Source organism: Lysobacter sp. Root983 (assembly GCF_001429345.1).
Taxonomy (GTDB): Bacteria; Pseudomonadota; Gammaproteobacteria; order Xanthomonadales; family Xanthomonadaceae; genus Lysobacter.
The window spans coordinates 37,860-64,179 of record NZ_LMJO01000022.1 but is presented as its reverse complement, the minus strand read 5'-3'; the positions used below and the strand labels follow the sequence as shown (position 1 = coordinate 64,179).

At 70.2% G+C, this 26,320-nt stretch carries 29 protein-coding genes; 16 read left to right on the top strand and 13 right to left on the bottom strand.

Annotated elements, in window-relative coordinates:
• Positions 1–243 (top strand): hypothetical protein (locus tag ASE43_RS22785; RefSeq protein WP_235568853.1); only part of this gene is annotated, 243 nt, incomplete at its 5' end.
• A 142-nt stretch (positions 244–385) separates the two neighbouring features.
• On the opposite strand, the gene ASE43_RS20930 is transcribed toward ASE43_RS22785, so the two are convergent.
• From ASE43_RS20930 to ASE43_RS20910, 5 genes are all read right to left on the bottom strand, one after another.
• Complete coding sequence (locus ASE43_RS20930) at positions 386–1,573, bottom strand: ABC transporter permease (RefSeq protein ID WP_056177451.1); 1,188 nt, start codon at positions 1,571–1,573, stop codon at positions 386–388.
• Entirely contained in the window at positions 1,570–2,316 is a 747-nt protein-coding gene (locus ASE43_RS20925) for an ATP-binding cassette domain-containing protein (RefSeq protein WP_056177453.1), read from the bottom strand. Before ASE43_RS20925 ends, ASE43_RS20930 begins: the two co-directional genes overlap by 4 nt.
• A gap of 105 nt (positions 2,317–2,421) precedes the next feature.
• The gene (locus ASE43_RS20920) at positions 2,422–3,939 is read right to left on the bottom strand and encodes an alpha/beta hydrolase (protein WP_057161808.1); all 1,518 of its coding nucleotides are present in this window, start codon (positions 3,937–3,939) and stop codon (positions 2,422–2,424) included.
• 283 nt (positions 3,940–4,222) lie between these two features.
• The gene (locus ASE43_RS20915) at positions 4,223–4,645 is read right to left on the bottom strand and encodes a low affinity iron permease family protein (protein WP_057161807.1); all 423 of its coding nucleotides are present in this window, start codon (positions 4,643–4,645) and stop codon (positions 4,223–4,225) included.
• A gap of 152 nt (positions 4,646–4,797) precedes the next feature.
• Positions 4,798–5,508: an FAD-binding oxidoreductase gene (locus ASE43_RS20910; protein WP_057161806.1), complete on the bottom strand. Its 711-nt coding sequence runs from the start codon at positions 5,506–5,508 to the stop codon at positions 4,798–4,800.
• A gap of 227 nt (positions 5,509–5,735) precedes the next feature.
• Here ASE43_RS20910 and ASE43_RS20905 point away from each other — a divergent pair, with 227 nt between their 5' ends.
• From ASE43_RS20905 to ASE43_RS20895, 3 genes are read left to right on the top strand one after another with little or no spacing between them, the layout of a single operon-like run.
• Positions 5,736–6,689 carry an ABC transporter ATP-binding protein gene (locus ASE43_RS20905; RefSeq protein ID WP_056179767.1) on the top strand — a complete coding sequence of 318 codons (954 nt, stop codon included), beginning with the start codon at positions 5,736–5,738 and terminating at the stop codon, positions 6,687–6,689.
• A complete protein-coding gene (locus ASE43_RS20900) occupies positions 6,686–7,489 on the top strand; it encodes an ABC transporter permease (protein WP_056177461.1) in 804 nt (267 codons plus the stop codon). Before ASE43_RS20905 ends, ASE43_RS20900 begins: the two co-directional genes overlap by 4 nt.
• A 32-nt stretch (positions 7,490–7,521) precedes the next feature.
• Positions 7,522–7,914 (top strand): hypothetical protein, encoded by a 393-nt coding sequence (locus ASE43_RS20895; RefSeq protein WP_157500169.1) that lies wholly within the window; start codon positions 7,522–7,524, stop codon positions 7,912–7,914.
• Between the two features lie 119 nt (positions 7,915–8,033).
• Here the strand turns inward: ASE43_RS20895 and ASE43_RS20890 are convergent, their stop codons facing one another.
• Positions 8,034–10,028 (bottom strand): winged helix-turn-helix domain-containing protein, encoded by a 1,995-nt coding sequence (locus ASE43_RS20890; protein WP_057161804.1) that lies wholly within the window; start codon positions 10,026–10,028, stop codon positions 8,034–8,036.
• Positions 10,029–10,228: 200 nt separating this feature from the next.
• Here ASE43_RS20890 and ASE43_RS20885 point away from each other — a divergent pair, with 200 nt between their 5' ends.
• From ASE43_RS20885 to ASE43_RS20865, 5 genes are all read left to right on the top strand, one after another.
• On the top strand, positions 10,229–10,522 hold the full coding sequence (locus ASE43_RS20885) for a hypothetical protein (RefSeq protein WP_057161803.1): 294 nt from the start codon (positions 10,229–10,231) through the stop codon (positions 10,520–10,522).
• Between the two features lie 58 nt (positions 10,523–10,580).
• Positions 10,581–11,078 (top strand): hypothetical protein, encoded by a 498-nt coding sequence (locus tag ASE43_RS20880; protein ID WP_057161802.1) that lies wholly within the window; start codon positions 10,581–10,583, stop codon positions 11,076–11,078.
• A gap of 101 nt (positions 11,079–11,179) precedes the next feature.
• Positions 11,180–11,617 (top strand): carboxymuconolactone decarboxylase family protein, encoded by a 438-nt coding sequence (locus ASE43_RS20875; RefSeq protein ID WP_057161801.1) that lies wholly within the window; start codon positions 11,180–11,182, stop codon positions 11,615–11,617.
• The gene (gene sigJ, locus ASE43_RS20870; protein ID WP_057161800.1) at positions 11,617–12,522 is read left to right on the top strand and encodes an RNA polymerase sigma factor SigJ; all 906 of its coding nucleotides are present in this window, start codon (positions 11,617–11,619) and stop codon (positions 12,520–12,522) included. The genes ASE43_RS20875 and sigJ overlap by 1 nt, the downstream gene beginning before the upstream one ends.
• Positions 12,523–12,618: 96 nt before the next feature.
• On the top strand, positions 12,619–13,059 hold the full coding sequence (locus ASE43_RS20865) for a hypothetical protein (protein WP_057161799.1): 441 nt from the start codon (positions 12,619–12,621) through the stop codon (positions 13,057–13,059).
• Positions 13,060–13,315: 256 nt separating this feature from the next.
• On the opposite strand, the gene ASE43_RS20855 is transcribed toward ASE43_RS20865, so the two are convergent.
• On the bottom strand, positions 13,316–14,110 hold the full coding sequence (locus tag ASE43_RS20855; RefSeq protein ID WP_056177479.1) for a TatD family hydrolase: 795 nt from the start codon (positions 14,108–14,110) through the stop codon (positions 13,316–13,318).
• A gap of 264 nt (positions 14,111–14,374) precedes the next feature.
• On the opposite strand from ASE43_RS20855, the gene hrpB reads away from it, so the two are divergent.
• Together hrpB and ASE43_RS20845 are read left to right on the top strand one after the other, a co-directional pair.
• Positions 14,375–16,888 (top strand): ATP-dependent helicase HrpB, encoded by a 2,514-nt coding sequence (gene hrpB / locus ASE43_RS20850; protein ID WP_057161797.1) that lies wholly within the window; start codon positions 14,375–14,377, stop codon positions 16,886–16,888.
• Between the two features lie 94 nt (positions 16,889–16,982).
• Positions 16,983–18,002 carry a hypothetical protein gene (locus ASE43_RS20845; RefSeq protein ID WP_057161796.1) on the top strand — a complete coding sequence of 340 codons (1,020 nt, stop codon included), beginning with the start codon at positions 16,983–16,985 and terminating at the stop codon, positions 18,000–18,002.
• 139 nt (positions 18,003–18,141) lie between these two features.
• Here ASE43_RS20845 and ASE43_RS20840 read toward each other — a convergent pair whose 3' ends face one another.
• Positions 18,142–18,438: a hypothetical protein gene (locus ASE43_RS20840; RefSeq protein WP_057161795.1), complete on the bottom strand. Its 297-nt coding sequence runs from the start codon at positions 18,436–18,438 to the stop codon at positions 18,142–18,144.
• 68 nt (positions 18,439–18,506) lie between these two features.
• Positions 18,507–19,178 carry a Fe2+-dependent dioxygenase gene (locus tag ASE43_RS20835; protein WP_056177488.1) on the bottom strand — a complete coding sequence of 224 codons (672 nt, stop codon included), beginning with the start codon at positions 19,176–19,178 and terminating at the stop codon, positions 18,507–18,509.
• A 154-nt stretch (positions 19,179–19,332) separates the two neighbouring features.
• On the opposite strand from ASE43_RS20835, the gene ASE43_RS20830 reads away from it, so the two are divergent.
• On the top strand, positions 19,333–19,689 hold the full coding sequence (locus ASE43_RS20830; protein ID WP_056177490.1) for a hypothetical protein: 357 nt from the start codon (positions 19,333–19,335) through the stop codon (positions 19,687–19,689).
• A gap of 29 nt (positions 19,690–19,718) precedes the next feature.
• On the opposite strand, the gene ASE43_RS20825 is transcribed toward ASE43_RS20830, so the two are convergent.
• Positions 19,719–20,810 carry a hybrid sensor histidine kinase/response regulator gene (locus tag ASE43_RS20825; RefSeq protein ID WP_057161794.1) on the bottom strand — a complete coding sequence of 364 codons (1,092 nt, stop codon included), beginning with the start codon at positions 20,808–20,810 and terminating at the stop codon, positions 19,719–19,721.
• A gap of 372 nt (positions 20,811–21,182) precedes the next feature.
• Between ASE43_RS20825 and ASE43_RS20820 the strand changes: the two genes are divergently transcribed.
• Complete coding sequence (locus tag ASE43_RS20820; protein ID WP_057161793.1) at positions 21,183–22,136, top strand: DMT family transporter; 954 nt, start codon at positions 21,183–21,185, stop codon at positions 22,134–22,136.
• 94 nt (positions 22,137–22,230) lie between these two features.
• Here ASE43_RS20820 and ASE43_RS20815 read toward each other — a convergent pair whose 3' ends face one another.
• From ASE43_RS20815 to ASE43_RS20805, 3 genes are all read right to left on the bottom strand, one after another.
• Entirely contained in the window at positions 22,231–22,764 is a 534-nt protein-coding gene (locus ASE43_RS20815) for a pseudouridine synthase (protein ID WP_057161813.1), read from the bottom strand.
• Between the two features lie 318 nt (positions 22,765–23,082).
• Entirely contained in the window at positions 23,083–23,946 is an 864-nt protein-coding gene (locus tag ASE43_RS20810) for a class I SAM-dependent methyltransferase (RefSeq protein ID WP_057161792.1), read from the bottom strand.
• Between the two features lie 79 nt (positions 23,947–24,025).
• A complete protein-coding gene (locus tag ASE43_RS20805) occupies positions 24,026–24,973 on the bottom strand; it encodes a LysR substrate-binding domain-containing protein (RefSeq protein ID WP_056177499.1) in 948 nt (315 codons plus the stop codon).
• 127 nt (positions 24,974–25,100) lie between these two features.
• On the opposite strand from ASE43_RS20805, the gene ASE43_RS20800 reads away from it, so the two are divergent.
• The 3 genes from ASE43_RS20800 to ASE43_RS20790 all read left to right on the top strand — a co-directional run bounded on the left by ASE43_RS20800 (position 25,101) and on the right by ASE43_RS20790 (position 26,318).
• Positions 25,101–25,292, top strand: a complete 192-nt coding sequence (locus tag ASE43_RS20800) for a hypothetical protein (protein ID WP_056177501.1) — start codon at positions 25,101–25,103, stop codon at positions 25,290–25,292.
• Positions 25,293–25,425: 133 nt separating this feature from the next.
• The gene (locus tag ASE43_RS20795; RefSeq protein ID WP_091637461.1) at positions 25,426–25,797 is read left to right on the top strand and encodes a DUF2384 domain-containing protein; all 372 of its coding nucleotides are present in this window, start codon (positions 25,426–25,428) and stop codon (positions 25,795–25,797) included.
• 38 nt (positions 25,798–25,835) lie between these two features.
• Entirely contained in the window at positions 25,836–26,318 is a 483-nt protein-coding gene (locus tag ASE43_RS20790) for an RES family NAD+ phosphorylase (RefSeq protein ID WP_200943978.1), read from the top strand.
• The last annotated feature ends 2 nt before the right edge of the window (positions 26,319–26,320 follow it).

The following is a 26,320-nucleotide window of genomic DNA, read 5'->3' as shown; positions in this document are numbered from 1 at the left end:
CCCTCCCCTGCGAGTTCGGGGCTTTCGCCGGGATTTTTCGAATGGACATCCCTGTCCATTCGAAAAACGGCGCGCGTCCTGCGCGCCGCCCTTCGGGTCTACAGTTGGTCGTGTGAATGCGGCGCTTTTGGATTTGAATTCCGCAGCAACAGCAACAGCAACAGCAACAGCAACAACCGCAGTCGCAGCAAGCGCTGCGTCGTTACGACGACGCTCGCGAACGTAGGATGCGGTGAGCCTTAGGCGAACCGCATCGTCGCGTGACACCGAAGCATCGCGACGGTGCGGTGGTCGTCGCATCCCTACGGCCACGCGCCGCGCCGCAACGAAACAAAAAGCCCGGCGCGAGGCCGGGCTTTCTGCGATACACACTGCGGCTCGAACCTCAGCCCGAAATCGCCAGGCGTTCGTTGTGGTAACGGCGCACCGCCGCGAACCACAGCAGCGCGGCCAGGGCGAAGCCGGCGGCCAGGTAGACCATCCACACCTGCGGCGCGATGAACTCGCCGCGGATCACCTTCAACAGCAGCTGGTTCTGGGCCAGGAACGGCACCGTGAACTGCCATAGCTGGGTCTTGAGCGGGTTCACCATCAGGATGATGGTCGGCACCATCGGCATCAACATCAGCCAGGTCATGTGGCTCTGCGCTTCCTTGATGCTCTTGGCGCCAGCGGCCAGATAGGTGAGCAGCGCGGTGCCGATGAACAGCATCGGCAGCAGGATCAGCAGCATCTTGCCGATCGCCATGAAGCTCACGTCGAGCATGCGCGAACTGCCCGTGCCCATCTGCGCGCTGAGCTTGAACGCCAGCAAGGTCAGCAGCAGGGACGTGAAGCCCAGCACGCAGGCCGCGGCGATCTTGCCGCTGACGATGGAGCCGCGCGAGGCCGGCGTGGCCAGCAACGGTTCCAGCGACTGGCGTTCGCGCTCGCCGGCGGTGGCGTCCAGGATCAGGGCCGCGCCGCCGATGAAGGACGAGAAGATCAGCAGGTAGGGCAGCATGAAGGACAGCATCAGGCCGCGCTTGGCTTCCGGCGTGGCCAGATCGCGCGTGCCCACGTTGACCGGCCGCACGATCGTCGGCGACAGCCCGCGCGCGAGCAGGCGCAGCGCGCCGACCTGCTGGCTGTACGACTCCAAAGCGTTGCGCAGACGCGCGCTCGGAATCTCGGCGTCGCGCCGCGTCGTGTCCTGCACGATCTCCACCTGCGCCGGCTGTCCGTCCTTCCACTGTTTGCCGTACTCGGCGCCGATCTGCAGGGCGACGTCGACGTCCTGGCGCGCAATCGCCTGGTCCAGGTCGGCCGGCGGCTTGGTCGCGACGATGCCGCGGGTGGCCAGGTAGGCGATCAGGTTGGGCGCGCGCTCGGCGCCCAGCACCGGCACTTCCAGGGTTTTGTCGAGCTGGGTCTTGGCGCGCTTCTCGGCCAGCGAGCCCATGCCCAGCATCAGCACTGGGTACAGCAGCGGACCCAGCAGCAGGGCCAGGGCGAGGGTGCGGCGGTCGCGGCCGATGTCGCGCAGTTCCTTGCGCATCACCGCCATCGTTGCGGAGAACCAGGAGGTCTTCATGCGTGCAGGCCCTCGTCGCTGCCGATCGCGCGCACGAACGCGTCCTCGAGATTGGCTTCGCCGGTCTGCGCGCGCAGCTCGTCGGCGGTGCCGGAGGCGACCACCTTGCCCTTGGCCACTATCACGATCCGATCGCAGAGCGCGGCCACCTCTTGCATGATGTGGCTGGAGAAGATCACGCAGCGGCCCTCGTCGCGCAGCTGCTTGAGGAAGCCGCGCATCGCGCGCGTGGTCATCACGTCCAGGCCGTTGGTGGGCTCGTCCAGGATCACGTTGCGCGGGTCGTGGATCAGGGCGCGCGCGATCGCGGTCTTGGTGCGCTGGCCCTGCGAGAAGCCTTCGGTCTGGCGGTCGAGAATGTCGTTCATGTCCAGCGCCGCGGCCAGGGTGCGCGTGCGTTCGGCGATCGCCGCGCGCGACATGCCGTGCAACTCGCCGAAGTAGGCGATGTTCTCGCGCGCGGTCAGGCGCTTGTACACGCCGCGCGCGTCGGGCAGCACGCCCAGCGCGCGTCGCACCGTGGCCGGATCGCGGCGCGCATCGACGCCGTCGACCTGGATGTCGCCGCGATCGGGCTGCATCAGGGTGTAGAGCATGCGCAGGGTGGTGGTCTTGCCCGCGCCGTTGGGGCCGAGCAGGCCGGTGATCTGTCCGTCGCGGGCCTCGAAGTCGACGCCCTCGACGGCGTGGACCACGCCGGTCTTGGTTTTGAAACTCTTGTGCAGATCGTTAGCGGTGATCATGGCTTCGCCCGGGATTTGGGATTAGGGATTCGGGATTGGCAAAAGCGGAGAGAATCGAGGGAGGGGTTCTACGAATCCCAAATCCCCAATCTCCAATCTCAGCCTTCAAGGCTCCCACCCGTTGAACGAGACGAACGGCGGCACGTAGTCCAGGGTACCCAGGCACTTGGCATCGAGCTGCTTGGCGTCGGCGCTTTCCAGGAACTGGCTCAGCAGCTTGGGCATGCAGCCGGAGGCGAAGCTGCCGTGGCCTTGGCCGCGCAGCACCAGGTGACGACCGTTGGGCAGGCCCTTGAGCACCTGCTCGCCGTAGCGCGGCGGCGTCACCGGATCGAACTCGCCCGACAGCAGCAACGTCGGCAGGGACGATTTGAACGGTGCGTGGAAATCGGCCGGACGCTTGCCGGTCGGCCAGGCCTTGCACTGCGCGACCAGCACCGTGGACAGGTCGCTGCCCATCACGGTGTCGGCGTCGGCCGGATCGTCCTTCAACAGATCCGCGTCTTCGGCGCAGATCACCGACAGCTGCATGCCGTGCATGATCTGTTCGCTGACCTGGCCCTGGATCATCTGCGCCAGCGACATCAGCGGCGCGTAGCGGCCCTGGTCGGCCTCGTTGAGCACCAGCGGCAGCAGCGCGGCGGCCTGCGGCGCGTAGGCGAACATGCGGGTGAGGCCGGCGACCGCGCCGGCGGTGGCCATGTCGCGCTTCAGTTCGCCGGTGGTCGGATCGCGGTACTCGACCTCGACCGGATGCGCCTTCAGGCGCGCCATCAGCTCGCGCAGCTGCGCGCGCGGATCGTCGCCGAAACGCTGGCGGCAGGTCGGCGTCTTGCGGCACTGCTCGAACTGCAGCGCCAGCGAGGCGTCCAGGTTGCGCGCGTGCTCGGAGCCCAGCACCAGCTCGTTGGGGACCACGCCGTCGATCACCACCGCGCGGGTGTGCTGCGGATAGCGCATCGCGTACTGCTGCGCCACGCGGGTGCCGTAGGAGCCGCCGACCACGTCGATCTTGTCGGCGCCCAGCGCCGCGCGCACCGTGTCCAGGTCGCGCACCGCGTCGGTGGTGGTGTAGTAGCGCGGATCGGCCTGCAGCTTGGCCGCGCAGTCGCCGGCGAACTTGACCGCGGCGTCGATGCCGCCGGCGTCGTCCTCCATCACCGCGCTATCGCCCTTGGCGTTGCGGCAGATCAGCGGGTTCGACTCGCCGGTGCCGCGCTGGTCGATCAGCACGATGTGGCGGTGCTTGCGCACTTCGCGGAACGCCGAGTCCATGGTCGGCCAGACTTCGGTGGCGGCCTGGCCGGGGCCGCCGGCGAGGAAGAACACCGGATCGGCGGCGATGTCGGCCTCGTCGGTCGCCGGCAGCCAGGCGATGTTGAGCTGGACCTGGCGGCCCTTCGGCAGGGCCGGGTTCTCCGGCACCGCAAAGCGCGCGCATTGTGCGGCGATGCTGTCGGCCGCGAACGGGCTGGCTAGCGAGCAGGGCTTGAAGGCGATCTTGCCGTACAGGCGCTGGCCGGCGCCGGCCTGGGCCGGATCCTTCGCGGCCGGGCCCTGGCCGCAGCCGGCCAACAGCAGGGCGGCCGCGAGCGCGGCCGTCAAAGTCTGGGTGATACGCATGGATCCCTCTCGTCCTAAGGCGATACGCCTTCAGGATGACAGACTGAGGCAGGCGGAAAAATGTGACCAGTGCGGGCCGGTCGCGGTCGCGTCGGTGCAGGCGGGCCCAGCGGCGGGGTAGCCGCGACGCCTCCTGTGGGAGCGGCGTAAGCCGCGATCGCGACAAGGGGCGTCCGGCGTCGGCGACATCGTGCGCAAGACGCCGGTGCCAACGACCGGCATCTTGCGTATCGGGACGACAATCGCGGCTTACGCCGCTCCCACAGGAGGCGGTAGGTCGCGCCTACAGATCCGGCGCCGGGTCGGAACGGCGCTCTTCCAGTTCGTCGCTCTCGCCGCCCTGGCGCGCGGACAGGGCCAGCGCCTGATAGCGGCTGCGGTAACGGTCCAGCGCGGCCTCGTCCAGCTCTTCCAGGTCCAGCAGCGCGTTGTGGGCGTCGTGGCTGGCGCGAATCAGCTCGTCGAGCTTGATCTGCATGGCCTCGGTGTCGCGGTTCTGGGTGTTCTGGATCAGGAACACCATCAGGAAGGTAATGATGGTGGTGCCGGTGTTGATGACCAGCTGCCAGGTATCGCTGAAGCCGAACAGCGGCCCGGTGATCAGCCAGACCAGGATCAATCCCACCGCCAGCGCGAAACACAGCGGCCGGCCGGTGAAGCGCGACGCCCATTTGGCGACACGGGTGAAACCGCTGTGCATGCCCATGACCGGCCCCGCTGCTGGGAGGCCGCCATCGTGGCGGGCATGGTGTGGAGCAGGAGTGAGGCTGGGAGCGAAAAGCCAGAAGTGAGCGTAGAGGAGTGAGGAGCGAGCGAAAACGCTTCTACTCACTTCTCACTCCTCTACGCTCACTCCTGCTACTTGCTACTGACGTACTTCTCGCGGCGGATCGCCGGCACCGGCAGGCCGTGGCCCTTGAGCGCCTCGAAGCAGGCGTCGACCATGTTGGGGTTGCCGCACAGATAGGCGATGTCGGTCTCGCCCTGGGGCGCGAACTCGTCCAGGAACTGCTGCACGTAACCGTGGCGGGTGTCCGGGTGCGGGTCGGCCGGCAGCTCGCGCGAGTAGCAGGGGACGAAGCGGAAGTTGGGCTGGCGGTCGGCGAAGGCGCGGAACTCGTCGCCGTACAGCAGCTCGTCCGGGGTGCGCGCGCCGAACAGCAGCACCACCTCGATGCCGCGCTCGCGGATCAGGGCCTCCAGCTGCGGCAGCATCGCCCGGTACGGGGTCACGCCGGTGCCGGTGGCGATCAGCAGGTAGCGCCGGTTGGCGTCGGCGGGCATCAGGCAGAAGCGCCCGAACGGGCCGCTGGCGTCGACCGTGCCGCCCTCGTCCAGGCCTTCGAACAAGGCCGTCGCGGCGCCGCCGGGCACGTAGCTCACCGCGATCTCCACCGCCTCGCCCGGTCCCAGGGCGTGGTCGTGGATGGTCGCCAGCGAGTAGCTGCGCTTGGTGGCGGTGCCGTCGGCGTACTGGAAGTGAACCTGGATGAACTGGCCGGGGATGTAATCCAGCGGCTGGCCGTCGTCGCGCACGAAGGTGTAGTGGCCCACGGTGGGGGCCAGCATGCGGCGCGAGACGAGCTTGAGGGGGAAATGCTGGATGGCCACGGCTACCGACAAACCTGCAACAGTCTGTGGCCGGAGCGCGACCACGGGGGCGCCTATACTACCGGTTATCGCCGCGCGGCTCGCGGCGCAGGCTTCCCGAAATGACCCAAAACCAAGCTGGTACGGCCTCCGCGGCGCTCGCGCCCACCGCGGCCGGCGGCACCGCGGCGGTGCCCGCGCTGTCCGTGCGCGCGCTGCGCAAGACCTACGACAACCGCGTCGAAGCCCTCAAGGGCGTCTCCCTGGACGTCGCCCCGGGCGACTTCTTCGCCCTGCTCGGGCCCAACGGCGCCGGCAAGTCGACCCTGATCGGCATCGTCAGCTCGCTGGTCAACCTCAGCGCCGGCTCGGTCGAGATCTTCGGCACCGACCTGACCAAGCAGCGCGGGGCGGCGATGCGCCTGATCGGCCTGGTGCCGCAGGAACTCAACTTCAACATGTTCGAGAAGCCGCTCGACATCCTGGTCAATTACGCCGGCTTCTACGGCGTGCCGCGCAAGGTCGCGATCGAGCGCGCCGAGGAAGAGCTCAAGCGCGCCCAGCTGTGGGACAAGGCGCAGATGATGAGCCGCACCCTGTCGGGCGGCATGAAGCGGCGCCTGATGATCGCGCGCGCCATGATGACCCGGCCGCAGCTGCTGATTCTGGACGAGCCCACCGCGGGCGTGGACATCGAGATCCGCCGCGGCATGTGGAAGACCCTGCGCGAGATCAACGCCGCCGGCACCACCATCATCCTGACCACGCATTATCTGGAAGAGGCCGAAAGCCTCTGCCGCAACCTGGCGATCATCGACCACGGCCGCATCGTCGAGCAGGGCCCGATGAAGGCGCTGCTGGCCAAGCTCGACGTCGAAGGCTTCTTGTTCGACATCGACGGCGTGCTGCCGGCGAACCTGCCCAGCATCGAAGGCGCCACCTTGAGCGCCACCGACGACCACACCCTGGACCTGGAGATGCCGCGCGCGATGGATCTCAACCGCGTGTTCGCGACCCTGGGCGAGGCCGGCATCCGGGTGCGCTCGATGCGCACCAAGTCCAACCGACTGGAGGAACTGTTCGTGCGCTTGACCGGCGACCATCTAGACAAGGGCCCGCCCGCCAACGGCGCGCCCGCGCAACCGGAGCCCAGCGCATGAACGAGGTCGTCGCGAATCCGCCCATCAGCAACGCGCAGCGCAACCTGACCGCGCTGGGCACCATCGTGCGGCGCGAAGTCGCGCGCATCCTGCGCATCTGGGGCCAGACCCTCGTGCCGCCGGCGATCACGATGGCCCTGTACTTCCTGATCTTCGGCGGCCTGATCGGCTCGCAGATCCGCGACATGGGCGGCTACAGCTACATGGAGTTCATCGTCCCCGGCCTGGTGATGATGAGCGTGATCCAGAACAGCTACGGCAACATCTCCTCCAGCTTCTTCGGCGCCAAGTTCGGCCGCCACGTCGAGGAGCTGCTGGTCAGCCCGATGCCCAACTGGGTGATCCTGACCGGCTACGTCGCCGGTGCGGTGCTGCGCGGCCTGATGGTGGGCACCATCGTGCTGCTGATCGCGATGTGCTTCACCAAGGTCAGCGTGCCGCACCCGCTGGTGACCCTGACCACGGTGTTGCTGGGCGCGACCATCTTCTCGCTGGCCGGCTTCATCAACGCGGTCTACGCCAAGAAGTTCGACGACGTCGCGATCGTGCCGACTTTCATCCTGACCCCGCTGACCTATCTGGGCGGCGTGTTCTATTCGGTCAAGCTGCTGCCGCCGTGGGCCGAGGCCATGACCCACGCCAATCCGATCTTCTACATGGTCAACGCCTTCCGCTACGGCCTGCTGGGCAGCTCCGACGTGCCGCTGTGGGTGGCCTATGCGCTGATGCTGGGCTTCGTCGTCGCGCTGGCGGCGCTGGGCCTGTGGCTGCTCAAGCGCGGCGTCGGGCTGCGCAGTTGAGCGCGCGCCGCGGCGCGAACGCGGCGGCGCTGATGCTGGCACTGGCTCTGAGCGGCGGCGCTGCCGCCGCCGAAACCGCCGCTGCGCGATCTGAGGTCGAATCGGACGCGATGCGCCTGCTGCGCGAACTGGCGATCGCCGACGGCATGCGCCTGAGCCGCGCGTCCCTGTGCGGTTACGGCGAAGACGATCTGGGCCGGCTGGCCGCGAGCTTGCGCGCGCAGACCGACGCGCGGGCGCGCGAAGCGGGCGTGTCCGTCGACGAGGCGCGCTACGGCGACGACATGTACGAGGGCATGGGCCAATCCATGATCGAGTTGCTGAAGTTGCCGGCGGAAGAGATCGCCGACGAGCAAAGCTATCGGGCCAGCCACTGCGCCGAGGTACGCGGCGACATCGATGCCTTGCTGCGGCAGGCGCCTTAAGCCGCAGGCGGACGCGCCGTAAGCATCGTAGGATGCGGTGAGCCCCAGGCGAACCGCATCGCCGCGCCGCATCGAACACTCGCGACGGTGCGGTTAACACCGCACCCTACGACGCCGACCTAGTCGCACACCGCGCCGTCGCCGCCATCCGAGCGGCACAGCGGCGGCCAGCCCTGCTCGCGCCAGAACGCGGCCAGTCCGCTGTCGCGCAGATAGGCCTGGAACGCGGGATCGCGGCGCAGCGCGCGCGATTCGGGCTGCCACAGCACCCAGTGGTAGGAGGCGTAGCCCGCGCGCTGCACCGCGTCGAGTCCGGCGATGTCGCGGCGGTAGTCGCGCACCGGCAGCAGCAGGCGGGTGAAGTCGTAGTCGACCTGGCCGTAGCTCAGGCTGCGTTCGGAGATTTCGATCGCCGGCAGCACCGCCGGCCAGCGCGAGGGATCCTGCAGCGCCGCGGCCGCGGCGATTTCCGAATTGCGCCAGGGCATATCGGATGGCAGCGTCTGGGCGATGCGCGCGGCGGTGGCGTAGTCGCGGCGCCAGGCCGCGTTGAAGTAGCGCGCGGTCTTGGCCTGGACGGGATCGGCCATGGCCAGATGCGACTGCGCCTCGTCGTGGCGGCCCAGGGTGTCCAGCAACCGACCGCGCCAGAAGTGCAGCATCGGATCGTAAGGCGCGATCAGCAGGGTGTCGTCGATCTCGCGCAGGGCTTGATCGACGTAGCCCATGGTCGCCAGGCGCTGCGCGTGGGCGCCGCGCCAGGAGGTGTCCGAGGGCGTGAGCGCGATCGAGCGTTCGGACAGCCTCAGGCATTGCTGCCATTGCTGTTCGCGGCAGGCGCGGTTGGCCTGCACGCCCAACGCGTCGGGTTGTTGCGGATCCAGTTTCAGCGCCGTGGCCGCGGCCTGATCGGCCTCGGCGCGCACGGCGTCGCGGCCGGGTTCCTTGGCCAGCGAGCGCAGCCACAGCCGCGCCGCCAACGCGCCCCAGGCGCGCGCGTAATCGGGATGCTCGCGCAGCAGCGCGCGCAAGGCGTTCTCGGACGCCAGCCCGGAGGAGTTGGTGTTGCGCAAGCCGCCGGACGAGGCGTTGCGCGCGATCAGGTAGCGCTGGTACAGCGCCGGGTCTTCGTTGGCCGGCGGCGCCGGCGGCTTCTCGCCGAGCTGGCGCTGCATGGCGTTGCCGATCGCGTAGGCGATGTTGCGCTGGATCGCGAAGATGTCGCGGAACTCGCGGTCCAGGTCCTGCGTCCACAGGGTGCGGTCGCTGGCGGCTTCGACCAGGCGCAGGCTGATGCGCAGGCGCTCGCCGTCCTGGCGCACGCTGCCTTCCAGCACGTGGGTCGCGCGCAGGCGGCGCGCGATCTCAGCCAAGGGCAGCTTGGCGTCGCGGAACTGCACCGAGGAAGTGTGCGAGGTCACGCGCAGGCCATCGATGCGCGCGAGCAGACCGATCAGCTCCTCGCTCAGGCCGTCGGCGAAGTCCTGGCTGCGCGGGTCGTCGCCGAACGCGCGCAGCGGCAGCACCGCCAGCACCGGCGGCGCTTCGCTGCGGGCGCCGGCCCCGCCGGGGTCGGCGCCGCCCTCGCCGCCGTAGCGCCACCACGCCAGGGCGGCGATCGTCAGCAGCGCGGCCAGGGCGGTCAGCAGGATCGCGCGCGTCCGCGTCCGGGGCGGCATCGCCACCGCGTCGCCGGCGCCACGCGGCGGGATCGGGGCGTTCGTATCGCCCACCGATTCCGGGCCGGCCCCGCCGGCGGACGCGACCGCCGGCGGCAGATCGAAGCGATAGCCGTAGCCGTGCACGGTGTGCAGGTAACGCGGCGAGGCCGCGTCCTCGCCCAGGGCGTGCCGCAGCAGGGTCATGACCCGGTTCAGCACGCCCGGGGTGACATGCCGGTGGCCCCAGACCGCGTCCAGGATCTCGTCGCGCGCATACACCCGCCCAGGGGCGCCGGCCAGCAGCGCCAGCACCGCATAGGCCTTGGGCTCCAGCGCCTGCACCTCGCCGTCGCGCAGCAGGCGGCGTCCGCCGCGGTCGATCACGATGGCGTCGAAGGCGAGCGGGGCGAGGTCGGGCGGGGCAGGATCGATCGGGGGCACGGCGGAGGTCATGTGATGCGGTCGCGGACCATCGGGGGACGGGCCATTAACGGTTACGCGCGGGCCGCGCTGACGCGGCCTAAGCTTTTCCCAAGCTTAGGTCTGCGGCCTCGGGCTTCCCAGTGACCTTCCTCATGCCGCCCTAAAGACCGCGCGGCGACGCGGCGCCAGCCTGTGCGGGCCGGGCCCTCCGGCGCTACCGACCTTACGCCATGAAGCTGACCGTCCTGTCCCTGGCCGCCGCGCTCGCGCTGGCCGTCCTTCCCGCGGCCGCCACCCCGCCGCAAGACGCCACGCTGTTGATCGACTGCGCGCGCCCGGCGCTGCCCGACCAACAGGCGGTCGCGCGCCTGACCGGCATCGACAACCTCGGCCAGGCCTACGCCGTGCGCGCGCGGCTGATGGTCGATGTCGGCCGCGCCTGCCGGCGTGCCGGCGCCCAGCGCGTAAGCATCGTGCTGGCGCCGCAGGCCGTGGACGCGCGCCGGCTCGCCGCCGTCCGTTAACCCTACGCCCACACGGCATGCGCTCTACTGGCGCCCTCGAACGCCCCGGAGCGACCGCATGCGCCTGTCCTATCTGTCCGCCGCCGTACTGAGCGCGGCCTTGGCCGGCTGCGCCGCCACCACCCCCGCCCCGGCCGAACCGGCGGTCGCGCCGGACCGCCTCGCGCCCGCCGAACGCCCGGCCGGCAAGATCGGCGCCGACCAGGTCGGCAAGGTCAGCCCGGTGCCCGCGTTCAAGGGCTTCGGCGAGCACTGGTCGGTCGACATCCAGGCCAGCGGCGACATGCAGCACACCGTGGCCCTGACCTGGGGCTCGGGCAGCTACAGCGCGAAGGGGCAGGCGCGTTACAACGGCCAGCCCGCGGACGCGCCGAGTTCGCTGATCGTGCTCAGCGGCGCGCTGGACACGGCGCAAGGCCCCAAGCCGATGATCATCGAGATCTCGCGCAAGGACTGCACCGACGACGGCGACCGCCCGCATCAGCACAGCGTGAGCGTGCGCGTGGAAGGCATGGACCCGCCGCTGCAGGGCTGCGGCGACCTCGCGGTGTACTGAGCGCGGCCTAGCCGACCGGTTCGCGGCCGCATGTCACAGCGGCGCGGACTGGATCGTCGTTCCAGTAAGACGGAATGGTCCGTCGCCCCTGGAGCGAAGCTATGAACGACACCGCCGCACGCGCGATCAACTACCAGCGCGAAATCCCCGATGTGCTGCAGGCCCTGGGCAGCGTGCACCGGGCCATGGACAGTCACGGTCTGGAGCGCGGCCTGCATCATCTGGTGCAGCTGCGCGCGTCGCAGATCAACCGCTGCGACTACTGCATCGCCATGCACACCCGCGAAGCGATCGCCGACGGCGAAACCGAAGAGCGCCTGCAGGCCTTGGCGGACTGGGCCGAACGCGCAGACTTCAGCGCGCGCGAAGCCGCCGCGCTGGCATGGACCGAGGCCCTGACCCGGCTGCAGCCCGACACCGAGCTGGGCCCGCTGCGTGCGCGCCTGCGCCAGCACTTCAGCGACAATGAGATCGGCGTGCTGACTTCGACCGTGGCGATGATCAATCTGTGGAACCGCATCCAGGTGTCGAGGCACTGATGGCGCAGGCCTCGCACCCGCGGGCCGCCGCGCTCGCGGCGACCTTCGAACGCCAGCGCGGTCTGCTGATCGGCCTGGCCTACCGCATCCTCGGCTCGCGCGCCGACGCCGAGGACGCGGTCCAGGACACCTATCTGAAATGGCAGGACGCCGACCACGCCGCGATCGACAACCCGGCCGCGTGGCTGACCACGATCTGCACCCGGCGCAGCATCGACCTGCTGCGCTCGGCGCACCGCAGCCGCGTCGACTACGTCGGCTCCTGGCTGCCCGAGCCCATCCACAGCGCCAGCGAGGATCATCCCGAGGCCGCGCTGTCGCTGGCCTCATCGTTGAGCACCGCCTTCCTGCTGCTGCTGGAACGGCTGACGCCGAAGGAGCGCGCGGCCTATCTGCTGTACGAGATCTTCGATATGCCCTATCCGCAGATCGCGCGCACCCTGGAGCTGCAGGAACCGGCCTGCCGCAAGCTGGTCTCGCGCGCCAAGGCGCACGTGGAGCAAGGCGGGGTGCGCCACGTCACCCCGCAGCAGCGCCAGGACCAGTTGCTGGCCGCGTTCGAGGGCGCGATCGCCAGCGGCCGCACCGACGACTTCGCGGCCCTGCTGGCCGACGACATCGAGCTGCGCGCCGACAGCGGCGGCAAGGTGCCCACGCGCCTGGACGTGCTGCACGGCCGCGAGCAGGTGCTGGACTTCGTGCTGGGGTCGCTACGCCAGTACTGGGGCGAGTACCGCTGGATCGTGTCCGACCTCAACGGCGCGCGCGGCGTGATCCTGGAGCACGACGGCCACGTCGCCGCCTCGCTGTCGTTCGCCTACGACCAGGACGGCCGCGCGACCCGCATCTACATCATGCGCAATCCGGACAAGCTGGCCGCGCTGGACGCCCCCGCGATCGGCTGAGCGCGCGTGGCCGGCGCCGACGCATTCACGTAGTCCGCGCCCGCGCGTTCTAAGGGGAGACGGCAAGCTCGCCGTCGCCGTCCGCAGGAGCGCTCCATGCGTGTACTCGTCGTCGCTATCGCCGGCCTGGGTCTGGCCAGCGTGCTCGCGTCCTGGCCGGCGCCGGTGCGTTCGGCCGATCCGGTCGCCGCCTCGTATCCGGCGGCGGTGTTCCGCGGCGGCAATCAGGGCTGGGGCCTGATCGTCGACACCGGCGCCAAGGCCGTGCGCTACGACCTGGTGGTGCCGCAACTGGCCGGCGTGGCCTACGGCGGCCTGATCCCCGATCCGAAGATCAAACCGCAGCCCGACCGCTACGCCCTGATCGGGCGCATCAACGTCAACGGCCAGTTGCGCGAACTGGTGGTGCGCATCAACAAGGTCGCCAGCGGCAAGACCTGCCTGGACAGCGCCGGCAAGAAGCACGCCTATGCGGTGATCGCCGGCGCGGCGCAAACCGCCAACTGGTACGGCTGCGGTGATTTCGCCGCGCAATGAGCGCGATGACGGGCGCCGCATTCCCTGGCTGGGACTGTTGGCGTTCGTGCTCGCCGGCCTGGGCCTGCCGCCGGCACCCGCGACGGGCTTGGCGGACGCGCGCCCGGGCGCTTGCGACGCAGCCGTGGACTGCGCCGCGGCGGGACCGCCGATGGCGGCCCAGGCCGGATCGAGCGTGGATGGCGAGGCGGCGCGGTTCGCGCGTGCAGCGACCGAACCCTGCGATCGCGCGCGCTAGCTCCCGTCGGCGCGCGGCTTACGGCGCCGGCAGACGGAAAAACGCGCGCGCGGTCGCGGTGCTGTTGGCGGCGGTCAGGGCCACGTCCTCGCCGCGATCGCGCGCGAGTTCCTCGACGATGTGGGCCAGGTACATCGGCTCGTTGCGGCGGTGCGAGGGCGCCGGCTTGACCGTGCGCGGCAGCAGATAGGGCGCGTCGGTCTCGATCATCAGGCGGTCGGCGGGAATGTTCTTGACCAGTTCGCGCAGGTGCTGGCCGCGGCGTTCGTCGCAAAGCCAGCCGGTGATGCCGATGTGCCAGTCCTGATCGAGGTAGTCGAACAGTTCCTCGCGGGTGCCGGTGAAGCAGTGCACCACCGCCGGGCCGAGCCGGCCGTCGAAGTTGCGCAGGGTCGCCATGAAGTCGGCATGCGCGTCGCGCTGGTGCAGGAACAGCGGCTTGCGCGTGTCGACCGCGATCTGCAGCTGCTGCTCGAACGCGCGTCGCTGGGCCGGGCGCGGCGAGAAATCGCGGAAGTAGTCCAGCCCGCATTCGCCCACCGCCACCACCTCGGCATGCGAGAGCAGGGCGCGCATCTCGGCGTCGCATTCGGCGGTGTACTCGCTGGCATGGTGCGGATGCACGCCGGCGGTGGCGTACAGCTCACCGGGGTGCTTGCGCGCCAGCGCCAGGGCCTTGGGCGAATGCTCGCGGCTGGCGCCGGTCACCACCATTTGCGCCACGCCGGCTGCGCGCGCGCGCTGCAGCACCGCGTCGCGGTCGGGATCGAAGCTGTCGTGGGTGAGGTTGGCGCCGATGTCGAGCAGTTGCATGAGGGTGCGTTCGGTAGCGAGGCGCGCAGTTTAGCAATGCCGGCCACGCGGCTCTCTGGGCGTCCTGTCTGTACTTTCTGTCTGTTTGTGTCTTCTGTGGGAGCGGCGTAAGCCGCGATGAGTGCCGGCCACGACGCAATCGGCGATCCCGGCGTACTGGAGCCATCGCGGCTTACGCCGCTCCCACAGGAAGCGGAAAGCGGGGCGCGTCGTGGCGCGGGCGCCGCGATGGCAAGCGCGCCGCCCCCGCGTATCCTTGCGCGCGTGACCGCGCCCGTCTTCCCCATCGATTCCCTGCTGCCGCAGATACGCGACAGCCTGGCCGCGCATCCGCGCCTGGTGCTGGAGGCGCCGCCGGGCGCCGGCAAGACCACCCAGGTGCCGCCGGCGTTGCTGGACGCGCCCTGGCTGCAGGGCCGCAAGATCGTGATGCTGGAACCGCGCCGGGTCGCGGCGCGCGCGGCCGCGCAGTTCATGGCGCGCCAGCGCGGCGAGGCCGCCGGCGAGACCGTCGGCTACCGCATCCGCTTCGAGAACCAGATTTCCGCGCGCACCCGCATCGAGGTCGTCACCGAGGGCATCCTCACCCGCATGATCCAGGACGATCCGACCCTGGACGGCGTGGGTGCGCTGCTGTTCGACGAATTCCACGAACGTCATCTGGCCGCCGACCTCGGCCTGGCCCTGGCCCTGGACGTGCAGGCCGCGCTGCGCGAGGACCTGCGCATCGTGGTGATGTCGGCGACCCTGGACGGCGAACGCCTGGCCCAGTTCCTGGACGCGCCGCGCCTGAGCAGCGCCGGCCGCAGCTATCCGGTGAACATCGCCCACCATCCCGCGCGCCGCGACGAGAAACTCGAACACCAGACCCGGCGCGCGGTCGAGCAGGCCCTGGGCCAGCACCCCGGCGACGTGCTGGTGTTCCTGCCCGGCCAGCGCGAGATCGCGCGCGTCGACGCCGCTCTGCAGACCAGCGAGACGCTGCGCGGCGTCGATGTGCTGGCCCTGCACGGCGAACTGCCGGTCGAACAACAGTCGCGCGTGTTGCAGCCCGATCCCGACGGCCGCCGCCGGGTGGTGCTGGCCACCAACGTCGCCGAATCCAGCGTGACCCTGCCCGGCGTGCGCGTGGTGATCGATGCCGGCCTGGCGCGCGAGCCGCGCTACGACCCCAACAGCGGTTTCGCGCGCCTGGACGTGGTCGCGATCGCGCAGGCCTCGGCCGACCAGCGCGCCGGTCGCGCCGGCCGCGTCGCCGAAGGCTGGGCCTATCGGCTATGGCCGGAATCGCAGCGCCTGGAGCCGCAGCGCCGGCCCGAGATCGCCCAGGTCGAACTGGCCGGACTGGCCTTGGAGCTGGCTGCGTGGGGCGATGCCTCGTTGCGTTTCCTCGACGCGCCGCCCAACGGCGCCCTGGCCGCCGCGCGTGAACTGCTGCAGCGCCTGGGCGCGCTCGACGGCGGCGCGATCACCGCGTTCGGACGGCGCGTGCTGGCGCTGGGCACGCATCCGCGTCTGGCCGCGATGTTGCTGGCGCCCAGCGATGCGAACGAACGCGCCCTGGCTTGCGACTTGGCCGCGCTGATCGAAGCGCGCGATCCGCTGCGCAGCGGCGGCGATGCGCTGGCCGCGCGCTGGCAGGCGCTGGCCGCGTTTCGCGCCGGGCGCGCGCCGCCCGAGGCCTCGCGTTCGGCCCTGGCCGCGCTGGATCAGGCCAGCAAGCAATGGCGCCGGCGCCTGCGTCTGGACCGCGCGCCGCCGTCGCAGGTGCCGTCGCACGCGCTCGGCGACCTGCTGCTGCACGCCTTCCCCGACCGTATCGCGCGTCAACACCCCAGCGATCCCTACCGCTATCAGCTCGCCAACGGCCGCAGCGCGCGCTTGTTCGACGACAGCGCGGTGTACGGCGAACGTTGGCTGGTGATCAGCGAACTGCGCGACGACCCGCGCGACGCGCGCGTCTTGCGCGCCGCGCCGCTGGATGAAGCGCGCCTGGAGCGCGAGTTCCCGCAGCGCTTCGTCAGCGAGGACCGGGTGGTCTGGGACGCCAACGCGCGCGCGATCGCGGCGGTGCGCGAGCGCCGCTACGACCGCATCGTGATCGATAGCCGCCCGCTCGCGCGGCCGGATCCGTCGCGCTACGCCGATGCGTTGGTCGATGCGGTGCGTCAGCTCGGCCTGGATGCCTTGCCCTGGACCGAATCGCTCAGCCAATGGCGCGCGCGCGTGCGCAGCTTGCGCGCCTGGCTGCCGGAACTGGCCGGCGAGCAGGGCCTGCCGGACCTGTCCGATGCCGCGCTCATGGACGATCTGGACGACTGGCTGAAGCCGGCCTTGTCCGGCAAGACCCGCTTGGACGCGCTCAGCGAAAGCGAACTCGGCGACGCCCTGCGCTCGCGCCTGGACTGGTCGTTGCGCCAGCGCATCGACGCGCTCGCGCCGACCCGCATCGTCGTGCCCTCGGGCATGGAACGCCGCATCGACTATGCCTACGAAGAGGAAGGCGGCGCCGCCGCGCCGGTGCTGGCGGTCAAGCTGCAGGAGCTGTTCGGCCTGGCCGACACGCCGCGCGTCGCCGACGGTCGGGTGCCGCTGACGCTGCATCTGCTGTCGCCCGCGGGCCGGCCTTTGCAGGTCACTCAGGACTTGAAGGGCTTCTGGGAGCGCACCTATCCGGAAGTGAAGAAGGAAATGAAGGGCCGCTATCCCAAGCACCCCTGGCCCGACGATCCCTGGACCGCGACGGCGACCCATCGCGCCAAGCCGCGCGGGACCTAGGGCGGTATGCGCACGCCGCCGCGCCGCGGCGGCTGCTAGGCCTCGGACGCATCGCCTACACTGCTCTGGTTCCCGCTACCGTCCTTCGCCGCGCATGAGCGCCAGCCCCGCCGACCTCCCCGAGTTCCTGCCGTTCAAGCTCGACCTGGTCGGTCGTCGCGTGCTGTGGCTGCGCTTGAACGCGCAACAACGCGCGCAGGCCGCCTTCCTCGACGATCGCGCCTTGCCGGCGAATGCCGAGGGCGGTTGGATGCCGCTGGACTCGTTGCCGCCCGCGCTCGCGCAGGGCGGTCCCCAGGCCGATGCGATCTTCCACATCGGCCATTGCGGCTCGACCCTGCTCAGTCGCGTACTCAGCGCCTGGCCGCAGGTGCAGGGCCTGCGCGAACCGCTGCCGTTGCGCACGCTGGCCGAAGCCTGGCCGCAACTCGGCCGGCCCGATTCGCGCCTGTCCGACACTGAAGCGCCGCAGTTGCTGCGCGCGCTGTGGGGCAACTGGAGCCGCGCCCTGCCGCCGCAGACACGCAGCGTGATCAAGGCCACCAGCGGCTGCAACGGCCTGATCGCGCCGCTGTTGAACGCTTGCGGCGACGCGCGCGCGGTGCTGCTGGACATGCCCTTGCGCCCGTACCTGGCGACCTTGCTGAAATCGCCGGCCTCGGTGCTCGACGCCGCCAGCGCCGCCGGCGAACGCCTGCGCGATCTGCAGGCGCGCGGGCACGCCGCCGATGCGGCGCTGCATGCCTTGTCGTTGCCGCAGCAATGCGCGATGGGCTGGCTGGCCGAGCGCGTTCGCTTCGCCGCACATGCGGGCGGCGAACACGCTACGCGCGTGCTGCGTCTGGATTTCGAAACCTTGCTCACCCAGCCCGAAGCCAGCTTGCAGCGTCTGGCGACGCATCTGAGTCTGGACCCGCAGGGCGTGGCGCAAGCGCTGGCCTCACCGGCCTGGGGCCGTTATTCCAAAGCGCAGACCCACGATTACAGCGCGGACGACCGCGCCCACGACCTGGCGTTGGCGATGCAACGCCACGCCGACGAAATCGCCGAAGGCGTGGCCTGGGTCGACACGCTCGTGCGCCGCGAACCGGCATTGGCGGCCGTCGTCGACTGATTCGCCGCGGCGGCATCGTCGCGAGCAAAGCAAATCCCCCTCAATCCCCCTTTTCCAAAGGGGGAGGAAAAGCACGGGAGGGGCGGGAAAAGCACGGGTCGTAGGATGCGGTGAGCCTTAGGCGAACCGCATCGTCGCGCTACTTTCGGTCTGCGCCGGCGTCCGCCTTGTCGCGCTTGGCGAGGACCACCACCAAGCATGCGGCCGCCGCGGCGAACAAGCCGTAGAAGAGCACGCCCAGGTCGGTATAGCGCGGGAATAGCGTGAGCGAATCGCGCAGCAGGATCAGGGCGACGATCGCCGCGAGCGCGAACACCACCGCGGCCACGCCGCGCCCGGCGCGTCCCAGCGGCCGCCACAAGGCCATGACGCCCAGCACCAGCAGCGCCGCCGCCATCACCGGCAGGCCGATCATGATCGTCATCAGACCCGACATGTCCGACGCGCAGGCGCTGGTAGGCGACAGCGCGCATGCCGTCGCCCAGGCCGCGCGCCGCCGCGCGCTCACGTATCGGCCCACATCCGGAACAGATTGGTGCGCAGCGATTCCAGCAGCACCTGCAGACGCGGGTCCGGTCCGCCGGGGAGGGCGGCGGCGATCGCGCGCGCTTCGTCCAGTTGCACCAGCAACTCGCGCTTGGACACGTCGGCGACCCAGCTCTGCAGCCAGGTGATCGCGGCCAGGCGCACGCCGCGCGTGACCGGGGTGACGCGGTGGATGGTGGTGGACGGGTAGAGGATGGCGCTGCCGGCGTCGAGCTTGTAGGTCAGGTGCTGGGCGCCGAGTTCGATCATGAGCTCGCCGCCGTCGTACTCGCCCGGCGGGTTGAGAAAGATGGTGCACGACAGGTCGCTGCGCAGCGGCGGCGTGGACGGGAACAAGGCCTCGTCCACGTGCCAGCCGTAGTTCATGCCCGGCTCGTAGCGCACCACCGTGGTCCGCGCCATTTGCTTGGGGTGGGCGTAGGTGCGCACATCGGGGTGGCGCATGAAGGCGTCGCGCGCGATCTGGGCGATGCGCGCGTTGGCCGGGTCCTCCTGCGGCGCCTGCAGGTTCTGCTTGACCGTGGAGTCGGGATTGGTGACGCGGCCGTCGCCGAAGCGCACCTGCGGCAGCAGCTCGCGCACCGCCTGCAGTTCGGCGGCGTTGAGCACGTTGGGCAGCACTCGGATCATGGCGGCTCGCGTCGGGTCGGTCCCGGATCGGGCGATCGGGTGCGGCCATGATCGGCATTCAGCCCCGAGCGGGCAATACGCGACCCCGATCACGCGATTTCAACGATCCGCGATGGAGACTGGCGCTCGCATTCCAGCCCCAGGATCGGATCCGATGAGCAAGCTCAATACGCTGCCCGAACGCGCCATGGAACTCGTCGCCACGGTCGGCGAGAGTCTCAAACAGGTCCCCGGCAGTGCCGGCAAGCTGCTCGAAGCGGGCGTCGTGCTGGGCGCGGTCAAGACCGGCGCGCGCGTGGCCGGCGGTTTCGTGCGCCGCAACCCGGCGATCGCGGTGGCCGCGGTGGCCGGCGCCGGCCTGCTGTGGCTGGCCGCCCGCCATCGCGCCAAGCAGAACCGCGCCGACGCGCCGATCGAAGGCAGCGCCAAGCGCATCGACGCGCGCCGCGCCGACGGCAGCACCCGCCGCCGCCGCGCTCGGACGACCGACGAAGGCACCGCCAGCGAGTAAGGCCCGGTCCGGATCGCCCGGGGTCGCCGTTACGGCGCCTCGGGCAGTTCCACCACGAAACGCGCGCCGCCCTGGCGGCGATCCTCGTACCAGAGCTGGCCGCCGAAGTTGGCCACGATCTGGCGCGCCAGCGACAAACCCAGCCCGCTGGACAGGCCGTCGTCGACGCTGTCCTCGTGCAGGCGCACGAACGGCTTGAACAGTTCGCGCTGACGCCCGGGCGCGATGCCGGGGCCGCGGTCGGCCACGATCAACTGCCAGAACCCCGGCGCGCCCGGACGCGCGGCCAGCAGCAGCTCGCTGCCGGGCGCGTACTTCATGGCGTTGGTGACCAGGTTTTCGCTGACCTGGCGCAGCACGCGCGGGTCGATCGCGACCTCGGCCGTGCCCGGCGGCGGCGCCACCTCGATGCGGATGCCGCGCGCGTCCAACTGCATCTCGTAGCGGTGCACCAGCCATTCCAGGGTCTGGCCCAGGTCGGCGCGCTCGTCGCCGCTGGCCGCGCGCTTGCCGGCGCTGCTGCTCTCCAGGTAGTGACGGATGTAGCCCAGGGCATCGTCCGCGCTCTCGTGGATCATCTGCAGGTAGCGCGGCACGCGCTCGGGCTTGCAGCCGCCGCTGCGCAGCAGGTCGCTGGCGAACAACACGCTGGTGAGCGGATTCTTGAGGTCGTGCGCGACCAGGTTGACCAGCTCCTCGCGCTCGCGCGCGACCCGTTCCAGGCGGTCGCGGGTGAGCTTGAGGCCGACGTGGGCGTTGACCCGCGCCAGCAGTTCCTCGGGCAGGAAAGGCTTGGTGACGTAGTCGACCACGCCGGCGTCGAAGGCGCGCAGCAGCAGGTCGCGGTCGTGGGCCGCGGTCACGAACACCACCGGCACCTTCAACGGCGCCTGCGCACGCAGCGCCTGCATGACCTCGAACCCGTCCATGCCCGGCATCATCACGTCGAGCAGGATCAGATCGGGTTCGGATTCGGCGTAACGCGCGAGCGCTTCGTCGCCGCTGGAGGCCGGGATCACTTCGTAGCCCTGGCGCTGCAGCAGGGTGCCGACCACGCGCAGATTGGCGGCCTGGTCGTCGACCACCAGAATCCGGCCCATGGACGTCGTGGCGATGGTCATACGTCCGGTGTCGCTCCCCAAAGCCTGTGTGGCTGGCGCCAGGTCCGGCAAGAGGTGGGCATCGCGGTCCGGAACCGGCGAGCTTTGCGGCGAGTCCTGCCGCGCCTCTGACACGTCGTCTATGCGCATTTATGGTGGCAACTTAACAGAATATTTCGCGGCGTAGCGGCGCGTTTCCGGGGACAGTCTGAACCATTCACCGGCGTTCGCAACGTCGCCGTGGGGGGCGCTGCGGGCGGGTCCGGCGGGCGCCGTCGGCGCATCGATTTCCAGCCGCCGCCGTCCGGGTTCGCCGGCTCCGCGGCGGCGGCCGCCCCGGCCGGCCCCGGCGCGGCGGCTATCATGGCCGGGCTCCGTCTTCGCGAACCCGCCGTGACCCCCACCCACGACCCCGCCGCGCGGCGCCTCGGCCTGAGCCTGGCCGCGGCCGGCGCGATCCTGTTTTCGGCCAAGGCGATCCTGGCCAAGCTGCAGTACCGCTACGGCATCGACGCCTTGGACGTGATGGCGCTGCGGATGTCGCTGTCGCTGCCCTTGTTCGTCCTGCTGGGCCTGCGCGAGACCCGCCGCGCCCGCACCCGCGGCGACGGCTTGAGCCGACGCGATCTGGGGATGATCGTGGTGCTGGGCGTGCTCGGCTACTACCTGTCCAGCCTGCTCGACTTCTGGGGCCTGGAGTACGTGCCGGTCTCGCTGGAACGCCTGATCCTGTTCCTCAATCCGACCTTCGTGCTGCTGATGGGCGTGTTCGCATTCGGCCGCAAGGTCGCGCGCAAGGAATGGATCGCGATGGCGGTCAGCTATGCCGGCGTGGCCCTGGTGATGGTCGAGAACCTGCGCGTGGAAGGCGATCACGTGCTGCTGGGCAGCGCGCTCGTGCTGATGGCGGCGTTCTGCTACGCACTGTACCTGGCGATGTCGGGGCAGCTGATCCAGCGTGTGGGCTCGCTGCGCCTGGTCGCCTACGCGATGGTGGTGTCGACCGCGGCCACCCTGATCCACTACCTGATCGCGCGCGATCCCGCGCATCTGCTGCAGCTGCCCTGGCAGGTCTACGGCCTGGCGGCGGCGAACGCGCTGTTTTGCACCTTCCTGCCGGTGACCTTCACCATGGCCGCGGTCGCGCGCCTGGGCGCGGGCACGGCGGCGCAGCTGTCGGTGCTGGGTCCGGTGTCGCTGGTGTTCCTGGGCGGCTGGGTGCTGGGCGAGGCGATCACGCCGGTGCAGATCGTCGGCACCGCGGTGGTCTTGGGCGGGGTGTTGATCCTGACCCGGCCGGGCGCGAACTCGGTACCGGTGGCGCCGCCGATGGCGGGGCGGGATTGAGGGGCACGCGGTAGCGACGCGCGCTTCGGTGGCGACGTCGCCGCATCGTCAGCGCGAATCGCGGCACCCCGAACGGCGGCGCGCTTCGATCGCGCTAGAGCTCCCGCCACGCCCCCGGCGCCAAACCGTCCAGGCGATGCTCGGCGATCGCCACCCGCACCAAGCGCAAGGTCGGCAACCCCACCGCCGCGGTCATGCGCCGCACCTGGCGATTGCGGCCTTCGCCGATGGTCAACGCCAGCCACGCATCCGGCACGGTCTTGCGAAAGCGCACTGGCGGATCGCGCGGCCACAGCGTCGGCGTCTCGATGCGTGTCGCTTGAGCGGGGCGGGTGCGGCCGTCGTTGAGGTCCACGCCCTCGCGCAGCGCGTGCAGCTGCGCCTCGGAAGGATCGCCCTCGACCTGCACCCAATAGGTCTTGCTCTGCTTATGACGCGGATCGGTGAGCCGATGCGCGAGGCCGCCGTCGTCGGTGAGCAGCAGCAGGCCTTCGCTGTCGTGATCGAGCCGCCCGGCCGCGTATACCTCCGGCGGCAAACCGAAGCCGGCCAGGGTCGGCCGCGGTGGCTGGCTGCGGTCGGTGAACTGGCAGAGCACCCCGTAAGGCTTGTTGAACGCGATCAGCATGCGCGCATGATCGCCGAGGCGCGCCCGCGTCGCCAAACCGCATGCCTGCGGCGCCCCTCACTCCAGTCACGCCCCGGCCCCAGCGCACAGCGGTCGGACGTTCGGTGCGGCGCGAGCCCATCGCTCGCTGCACCTCACCCCGCAAGCGGGAGAGGGGCTAATGCGTCGGTTGTAGGATGCGGTGAGCCGCAGGCGAACCGCATCGTCGCGACCTCCCGCCGCCGGCGCTGCCGCGCATCGGCAAGCGCCAGCACGCGACTCGCGCGATCGCAGCACGCGCCCGCGATCCAGCCGCAAGCGCGCGCTGCCCCGCAGTCCTCAGCCCGGCTTCTTGAAGCGCAGGGTCATGCGGTCGCTTTCGCCGATCGCTTTGTACTTGGCGTCGTCGGCGGCGTCGTGCTGGTTGCTGGGCGGCAGGGTCCACACGCCCTTGGGATGGTCGGCGGTGTCCTTGGGATTGGCGTTGACCTCGCTCTTCTCGTCGAGCACGAAGCCGGCGCCCTGGGCCAGTTCGATCACCAGCGCTTCGGTGAGGTAGCCGGACTTCTTCATCGCTTCCAGATCGGTGCCGGGCTTGGCGCGGTGATCGACCACGCCGAGCACGCCGCCGGGCTTGAGCGCATCGAAGAAGGCCTTGAAGTAGGCCGGCGCGTTGCCGTCGGAGACCCAGTTATGGGCGTTGCGGAAGGTCAGCACCACGTCGGCGCCGCCGGCCGGGCCGAAATTCGGCGCCTTGGGATCGAACACGCGCACGTCGGGCTTGCCGTAGATCGCGGGGCTGTCGGCGAACTTGGCGCGCAGCGCGGTGTTGAGGCTGTAGCGGTACTTGGGCTGGTCCGGAATCGCGTCGTCCCACACCGCGGCCACGTACTGGCCGTCGTCCTTGAGGTAGGGCGCCAGCACTTCGCTGTACCAGCCGCCGCCGGGGGTGATTTCGATGACGGTCTGGCCCGGCTTCACGCCGAAGAAGCTCAGAGTCTGGGCCGGGTGGCGGTAGACGTCGCGGGCGCGGTTCTTTTCGTTGCGCCAGTCGCCGGCGAGCACGCGCTCGAAGCTGGCGGCTTTCGTGGCCGCGGCGGCTTTCGCGGCGGGTGGCTTGGCTTCGACCGACGCGGCGCCCAGGCCGAGCGCGGCGGCGATCACGGCGACCAGCAAGGGACGGTGCAGGGAGAGTGCGGTCATGCGTCGGCCTCGGAGCGGAAAGGGCGATCAGCCTAACCGCTGCCGCGTTAGCGGCCAGTGCTGGTCGTCCCGGACCCGCTCAGGTCTGCGAGTGCTTGCGCACCGGTCGCGTCAGCGCTTCGTCGCTGGGCAGGGTCTCGTGCATGCGCTGCACATAGGCCTGGGCCTGTTCGTGCACCCAGCCGCGGAACGCGAGCAGGCCGGCGTGATCGGCCGAGCGCTGCGGGTAGACCAGGTAATGGGCGTAGTCGGTGCGCAGGCGTTCCGGGCGCAGCGACACCAGCTGGCCGTTCTCGATCAGCAAGCGCGTGCGCGCCATGCGTGCCAGCGCCACGCCCATGCCTTCGACGGCGGCGCGGTGCATGGTCTCGGAATCGTCGAAATGGGCGACGTAGCGGTTGGGTTCGCGGCCGCCGTAGTGCTCGAACCAGTCGCGCCAGTGATCGGCCGGATCGCCCAGCAGCGGCCAGCGCTGCAGATCCTCCAGCGCCGGCAGCCCGCCCATGCGTTCGACCAGCTTGGGGCTGGCCACCGGGGTCAAGGTCTCGTCGAACAGGTGCTCGATCACCACGCCCGGCCAGCCGCCGTAGCCGCCGCGCAGGGCGGCGTCGACATTGGTCTCGCGCTCGAAATCGACCAGGCGCGTGCTGGACTGCAGGTTGAGCTCCAGCTGCGGATGCAGGGCCAGGAAATCGCCCAGCCGCGGTACCAGCCAGGCCGAGGCCATCGAGGCCATCAGGCTCAGGGTGAGCACGTCGTCGCGGCAGGGCGCGTAGGGGCGCAGGGCGTGGTCCAGCGCCTCCAAGTGCGGCGCGATCCGGTTCATCAGGCGCTCGCCGTCGGCGGTCAGCTTGACCCCGCGCGGACCGCGATCGAACAGGCGCCGCCCGAGGCGCTCCTCAAGTGCACGGATCTGGTGGCTCAAGGCACTCACGGTGAGGTGCATCGAGCCCGCGGCGCGGGTCAGGTTGCCGCTGCGGGCGGCCGCGGCGAAGCCCAGCAGGGCGTGCAGAGGAGGGCGGCTCATCTTGAATCCTGCTCAAGGCTGACTTGCAGAATGGTCGCTTTTTCAAGGCCAAGCCTAAGCGTAACTTGCACCCTACTCAACTAGCCAGTCCATTCCGGACCGGCGCCCGTCCCGCCAGGAGCACGTCATGAGCGTCTTGAGCATCTACAAGGACCTGCTGTTCATGCAGGGATACCTGACCGATCACCGCTTCTTCGACCCGCCCGAGGCCGTGCCGGCCGCCGACACCAAGGCGGTGGTTCCCAAGCCGATTCTGGCCGGCGTCCCCCAGGCCGCCGCCAGCTGCGGCGTCCCAGGCGCGATCGGCGCGTGCTGCTGATAGCGACGGGCCGCCTGCGCGCCCTCCCCTAGAAGGCCCGGCCCGTCCGGGCCTTCGCTTTGTGGGAGTCGCGCGGGCCTTGCTTGTGCAATATTTAGGCGTACTATGGGCTCAAACCGAGCAGGAGCCCGCCGTGTCCGCCGCCGCCTTCGACACCTTCCTCGAAACACTACGCGAGCCCTCGCGCCCGACCCTGTCGCCGGTGCGCATGGCCCAGGCCCTGCACATGGGCGTGAGCGACCTGGCCGGGCTGGCGCGCGTGCACCGCAATACCGTCACCGGCAATCCGGAGTCGGCGCAGCTGCAAGGCGCCTTGCGCGACATCGTCAAAGTGCTGGCCGCGGCCTACCGCGTGAACGACGACCGCGAGCGCACCCTGTTCTGGTTCATCAACCACCCGATCGCCGAGTTCGGTTACCAGACCGCGGCCGATCTGGTGCGCGACGGCAAGTCCGAAGCCGTGATCCGCTACCTGGCGACGCTGGAAGGCGGCGCCACCGGATGATCCTCGCGGGGCTGGGGCCGGAGCTCCCGGCGTATCGCATGCACACCCCGCGCTGGTCGTTCCAGCCGCTCAGCGGCGCCGGCGCGGCCGTGGCCGGCGGCCGCCTCAACCGCCCCGGCATCGACGCGCTGTATCTGGCGCTGGAGCCGGACACCGCGATCGAGGAATTCCGCCAGGACGATCCGCTGGTGCGCCCCGGCACCCTGGTCGCCTACCGCGTCAGCATCGCGCGCGTGGCCGATTTCCGCGCCGGCTACGACCCCGCGCAGTGGGCGCCGCTGTGGCAGGAGCTGTCCTGCAACTGGAAGCGCCTGGCTTTCCTGGACGGGATCGAGCCGCCGAGTTGGGTGATCGCCGACGACGTGCGCGCCGCCGGCCTGGCCGCGATCGTGTTCCCGTCCACCCGCCGCATCGGCGGCCTGAACCTGGTGGTGTATCCCGACCTGCTCGGCGCCGACGACCGCCTGCTGGTGCACGACCCGCGCATGGACCTGCCGATCGATCCGTCCAGCTGGCGTTGAGC